This is a genomic window from Isoptericola sp. NPDC060257, from assembly GCF_042726645.1.
GTDB classification, from domain to species: domain Bacteria; phylum Actinomycetota; class Actinomycetes; order Actinomycetales; family Cellulomonadaceae; genus Isoptericola; species Isoptericola nanjingensis.
On the sequence record NZ_JBHXAW010000295.1, the window covers coordinates 1 to 5,401 of the forward strand.

The 5,401-nt window shown below is 75.5% G+C and carries 6 protein-coding genes; 2 read left to right on the top strand and 4 right to left on the bottom strand.

Features of this window, described 5'->3' with window-relative positions; translation table 11 throughout:
* Positions 1-76: 76 nt before the first annotated feature.
* From ACFWEK_RS18440 to ACFWEK_RS18450, 3 genes are read right to left on the bottom strand one after another with little or no spacing between them, the layout of a single operon-like run.
* Positions 77-718 carry a carbonic anhydrase gene (locus ACFWEK_RS18440; protein ID WP_430554976.1) on the bottom strand — a complete coding sequence of 214 codons (642 nt, stop codon included), beginning with the start codon at positions 716-718 and terminating at the stop codon, positions 77-79.
* Complete coding sequence (locus ACFWEK_RS18445) at positions 715-1,677, bottom strand: PfkB family carbohydrate kinase (protein WP_430554977.1); 963 nt, start codon at positions 1,675-1,677, stop codon at positions 715-717. Before ACFWEK_RS18445 ends, ACFWEK_RS18440 begins: the two co-directional genes overlap by 4 nt.
* Positions 1,674-1,952 carry an exodeoxyribonuclease VII small subunit gene (locus ACFWEK_RS18450; protein WP_430554978.1) on the bottom strand — a complete coding sequence of 93 codons (279 nt, stop codon included), beginning with the start codon at positions 1,950-1,952 and terminating at the stop codon, positions 1,674-1,676. Before ACFWEK_RS18450 ends, ACFWEK_RS18445 begins: the two co-directional genes overlap by 4 nt.
* 114 nt (positions 1,953-2,066) lie before the next feature.
* Here ACFWEK_RS18450 and ACFWEK_RS18455 point away from each other — a divergent pair, with 114 nt between their 5' ends.
* Complete coding sequence (locus ACFWEK_RS18455; RefSeq protein WP_430554979.1) at positions 2,067-3,686, top strand: ABC-F family ATP-binding cassette domain-containing protein; 1,620 nt, start codon at positions 2,067-2,069, stop codon at positions 3,684-3,686.
* A 3-nt stretch (positions 3,687-3,689) separates the two neighbouring features.
* On the opposite strand, the gene ACFWEK_RS18460 is transcribed toward ACFWEK_RS18455, so the two are convergent.
* Positions 3,690-4,310 carry a TetR/AcrR family transcriptional regulator gene (locus ACFWEK_RS18460; RefSeq protein WP_430554980.1) on the bottom strand — a complete coding sequence of 207 codons (621 nt, stop codon included), beginning with the start codon at positions 4,308-4,310 and terminating at the stop codon, positions 3,690-3,692.
* 95 nt (positions 4,311-4,405) lie between these two features.
* On the opposite strand from ACFWEK_RS18460, the gene ACFWEK_RS18465 reads away from it, so the two are divergent.
* Positions 4,406-5,401 (top strand): FAD-dependent monooxygenase (locus ACFWEK_RS18465; RefSeq protein ID WP_430554981.1); only part of this gene is annotated, 996 nt, incomplete at its 3' end.

A 5,401-nucleotide genomic window follows, 5' to 3' on the forward strand; every position in this document is an offset into this window, starting at 1 on the left:
GCGCGCACCCTCGGCACCGTGCGGCGGCTGCTGGCGGCCGCCGCACGGGCCTGAGCGGGCGGGACCCGCGTCGCCGTCAGGCGGCGGCCGGCTCCTCGCCGATCTCGCCGTCGACCGCCACGAGGTGCGCGCTGCCGTCGTCCAGGTCGTAGACGACGCCGACGACGGCCAGGCGGCCCTCGTCGATGGCCGCGGCGATCGCTGCCGAGTAGCCGCGCAGCAGCGCGACGGTGTGCTTGACGTGCTCCGTGCGCAGCACGGCCGGGTCGATCGGCCCGGTGACGCCGTGGCGGCTCGTGAGCTCCGCGACCGAGGGGATGACCTTGTCGACCACGGCGCGCACGAAGCCCGGGGGCTGCTCGCCGGTCGCGAGGGTGTGCGCGGTCGCCGCGACGGCGCCGCACGAGTCGTGCCCCAGCACCACCACGAGGGGCGTGTGCAGCACCTCCGTGCCGTACTCGATGGAGCCGAGCACGGTCGTGTCGACCACGTGCCCCGCGGTCCGCACGACGAAGACGTCGCCCAGGCCCTGGTCGAAGATGATCTCTGCCGCCACCCGCGAGTCGGAGCACCCGAAGATCACGGTGTGCGGGTGCTGGACCGAGCGCAGCTCGCGCCGGCGGACGGCGTCCTGGTCGGGGTGGTCCGGCTCGTCGCGGACGAACCGGCCGTTGCCGGCCCGCAGCCGGGCCCAGGCTTCGGTGGGGGTCAGGGTCATGAGTGCTCCTCTGTTCCGTGCTCGCCGACCCGCACGCGGTCCGGCCCGATGAGATCGCGGGGCCACGGCGGGTTCGCGCCGGCCCGGGAGACGGTCACGGCGGCCACGGCGACCGCGCGCACGAGCATCCGTGCCGTCGCCGCGCGGTCGATGGCGCGCAGCGCGTCCCGCCGGGCCGCGCCCAGCAGGTCCGCGCCCCACAACCAGTCCAGGAGGGCGCCCATGAACGAGTCGCCCGCGCCGACGGTGTCGACGACCTCGACCCGCGGGGCCGCGACGGCGACCTCGCCGGCCGCCGTCACCGCCGTCGCGCCCTCGCCGCCGAACGTCACCACGACGACCGCCGGGTCCGTGGCCTGCCAGGCCCGGGCGACGTCGAGCGGGTCGCGGCCGGGGTAGAGCCACGCCAGGTCCTCGTCGCTGACCTTCACCACGTCCGAGAGCGTGACGATCTCCTCGACCCGCGGGCGCACCGCGTCGGCGTCGCCCATGATCGCGGGGCGCGCGTTGGGGTCGTACGTGACCGTCGCGGTGTCGCGCGCCGCCGCGAGGAGGCTGCGCACGTCGGCGTCCCCGGGCGCGAGCATGGCGGCGATGGAGCCGGTGTGCACCGCGAGCGTCTCGTCGTCGGCGGCCGCCCCCGCGGGCACCTGCCACTCGAGGTCGAACTCGTAGGTGGCGGCGCCCGTGTCGTCGAGGGTCGCCTGCGCGACGCTCGTGCGGTCCGCGCCGTCGCTGCCGGCGACCAGCGCGACGCGGGACTCGGCGAGCCACGCTCGCACGTCGTCGCCGCGCGCGTCACGACCGAGCCAGGTCGCGAGCCGCACGTCGCGACCGAGCCGGCCGAGGGTCAGCGCGACGTTCGCCAGGCTGCCGCCGGGGTGCTCCTCGCTGGTCCCGTCCGGGCGGTGCACGGCGTCCACCAGGGCCTCGCCCACCGCGAGGACGTGCGCGCTCACTCGTCGACCTCGTCGGTCTCGGCCTCGGACGTGGCGCCGGCGGCGGACGAGGCGGCCTGCGCCGCCGCGAGCCGCTCGCGCGCGCCGTCGAGCCACTGCTGGCAGCGGGCCGCCAGGGCCTCGCCACGCTCCCAGAGGGCGAGGGACGCCTCGAGCGGCTCGCTGCCGGCCTCGAGGCGGGCGACCACCTGGACGAGCTCGTCGCGGGCTTCCTCGTAGGTCAGGTCGGAGACGTCGGCGGGCAGGTCGGGGGCACCGGGGTTCGCATCGGTCACGGGGGACAGTCAACAGCACCGCGCCGACAGGTCGCCGCCGTCGTCCGTGTCGCGGGCAGGGCTGCGGGCGGAAATGCCTTGCGGGCGGACCGGCGGTCGGGCAGCGTGCCCGGCATGGGTCATCTGGAGGTGGCGCACGTCGAGCACGTGCTGCCGGACGGGCGCACGCTGCTCGACGACGTCTCGTTCCGCGTCCCCGAGAGCAGCGCCACGGCGCTCGTCGGGCCCAACGGCTCCGGGAAGACCACCCTGCTGCGCCTGCTGTCGGGGGACCTGGTGCCGCAGGCCGGCTCCGTCACCGTGACCGGCGGGCTCGGCGTCATGCGGCAGTTTGTCGGCTCGGTGCGCGACGAGTCGACCGTGCGCGACCTGCTCGTCTCCGTCGCGCCGCCCCGGGTGCGCGACGCCGCGCGCGCCGTGGACGCCGCCGAGCTGGCGATCATGGAGGTCGACGACGAGCCCGCGCAGCTCGCGTACGCGCAGGCGCTCGCCGACTGGGCGGAGGCGCAGGGCTACGAGGCCGAGACGCTGTGGGACGTGTGCACGGTCGCCGCGCTCGGCATCCCGTACGAGCAGGCGCGGTGGCGCGAGGTGCGCACGCTCTCCGGCGGCGAGCAGAAGCGGCTCGTCCTGGAGGCGCTGCTGCGCGGCCCGGACGAGGTGCTGCTGCTCGACGAGCCGGACAACTACCTCGACGTGCCCGGCAAGCGGTGGCTCGAGGACCAGCTGCGCGCCACCCGCAAGACCGTGCTGTTCGTCTCGCACGACCGCGAGCTGCTCGCGCGCGTCGCCGACCGCATCGTCTCCCTCGAGCCCGCGCCGTCCGGCGCCGACGCGTGGGTGCACGGCGGCGGGTTCGCCACGTTCCACGAGGCGCGCCGGGAGCGGTTCGCGCGGTTCGAGGAGCTGCGCCGGCGCTGGGACGAGAAGCACGCGCAGCTCAAGAAGCTCGTCCGGGAGCTGCAGCGCGCGGCGACGATGAGCGACGTCATGGCGGCCCGGTACAAGGCCGCCCAGACCCGCCTGCGCAAGTTCGAGGAGGCGGGCCCGCCGCCCGAGCCGCCGCGCGAGCAGGACATCCGCATGCGGCTGCGCGGCGGCCGCACCGGCGTGCGGGCGCTGACCTGCGAGCGGCTCGGGCTCACCGGCCTGATGCAGCCGTTCGACCTCGAGGTCTTCTACGGCGAGCGTGTCGCGGTGCTCGGCTCCAACGGGTCGGGCAAGTCGCACTTCCTGCGCCTCCTCGGGGGCGACGACGTCGCGCACACGGGGGAGTGGCGGCTCGGGGCGCGCGTCGTGCCCGGCGTCTTCGCGCAGACGCACGCGCACCCCGAGCTGTTCGGCCGCACGCTCACGCAGATCCTCTGGGACGACCACGCCCGTGACCGCGGCGCGGCGATGTCCGTGCTGCGCCGCTACGAGCTCACCGTGGCCGCGGACCGTGCGTTCGACCGGCTGTCGGGCGGGCAGCAGGCGCGGTTCCAGATCCTGCTGCTCGAGCTCGCCGGCTGCACCGCGCTGCTCCTCGACGAGCCCACCGACAACCTCGACCTCGCCAGCGCCGAGGCGCTGCAGGAAGGGCTCGAGGCGTTCGACGGCACCGTCCTCGCGGTGACGCACGACCGCTGGTTCGCGCGCTCGTTCGACCGGTTCCTGGTGTTCGGCGAGGACGGCACCGTGCGCGAGACGCCCGAGCCCGTCTGGGACGAGGGGCGCGTCGTCCGGGCGCGCTGAGCGTCACCCCCGGCGCGGCGCCCGGGACCGGCGGCCCGCGACGACGTCGAGCACGTTGTCGACGAGCCGTTCGGCGGCCAGGTCGGTCGCGTCGGTGATCCCGAGGGTGGAGCCGAGGTGCGCCGGCGCGACGAGCAGCAGGACGAGGTCGAGCGGGTCGAGCTCGATAGTCCCGCTCGCGTCCAGCAGCCGCTGAAAGAGGTCGAGCCGCGGCCGCAGCAGCTCCTCGGTGCGCTCGGGACTCATGCGCGCTTCGCGGGACGCCCGGACCAGGGCGTCGACGAAGGCGAGACCGCCGGGCCGGTCGAAGGCAGCGAGCAGGCCGCGCGTGTACGCGAGCAGGTCGGTGCGCAGGTCGCCGGTGGCGGGGACCGGTGAGGCGGCGTTGACGTCGGCCACCGCGACGTCGAGCACGAGCGCGTCCCGGGTGCGCCAGCGGCGGTAGATCGTGGCCGCGTGGACGCCGGAGCGGGCCGCTACCGCGGAGATCTCGGGAGCCTCGCCGCCGTGCTCCGCCATCAGCTCGCGCACCGCCCGGTGCACGGCCTCCCTGGTCCGGGCCGTGCGACCGCCCGGACGCACGGTGCCGGTCGACTGGAGGCCGGGCTCGGTCACGTCGGTCATGGGGCCACCTTAACGCAACGGCTGTTGCGTCAGCGGCTCGGGCGCGCTACGTTGCAAACGCAATTTCAGTCGCATCAATAGCGGAGGTGGGCGTGATGCCCCGAGTGCTGGTCGTGGGTGCGGGGATCGCGGGGGACGCGCTCGCGCTGCTGCTCGACAGGTCCGGGTGGCAGGTGACCGTCGTGGAGATCGCGCCCGGCCTGCGGTCCGGCGGACAGACGGTCGACCTGCGCGGGGACAGCCGGGAGGTGCTCGACCGGCTCGGGCTCCTCGACGCGGCGCTCGTGGCCACGGTCGAGCAGCGCGGCCTCGCGTGGATCGACGAGCGGGGCGGCCGGCGCGCCGCGATGCCTGTCGAGGCTTTCGGCGGCGCGGGCTTCGTCTCGAGCGAAGAGCTTCTGCGCTCCGACCTCGCCCGGCTGCTGCACGGCGCGTCCGGTCCGCGCACCGAGCACCGCTTCGGGGACACCGTGACCGGCCTGACCGAGACGGACCGTGGGGTGCGGGCGGAGTTCCGCGAGCACGCCCCCGAGGTCTACGACCTCGTCGTCGGGGCCGACGGCGCGCACTCCAGTGTCCGGAGCCTCGTCTTCGGGGCCGAGAAGTCCTTCCTGCGGCCCCTGGGGCTCGCGCACGCCTGGTTCACGCTGCGGGAGACACCGGCCACCCCGCCCCTCGACGGTTGGTTCCTCATGCTCAACCTGCCCGGGTCGCGGGTGGTCGAGGCGAGGCCCGGCCACGCCGGCGAGCAGGAGGTCGGCTTCACGTTCCCGGCCACCTCCCTGCCGCCGCGCGGTGACGCCGAGGCGCGGTTCGCCCTGCTCGAGCGGACTTTCGCCGGCGAGGGCTGGCGCACGCCGGAGCTCCTGGCGGCGGCGCGCGTCGCCGACGACTTCGCGCTCGACGTCTACGACCAGGTCCGGATGGACAGGTGGTCGTCGGGGCGCGTCGTCCTGCTGGGCGACAGCGCCTGGTGCGCGAGCCCTCTCAGCGGCCTCGGCACCGCGCTCGCGCTGCGGGGTGCCACCGTGCTCGCCGACGTGCTCACCGACGTGTGCGCCGACGCGCGCGGCCGGGAGCTCCCGGCCGGG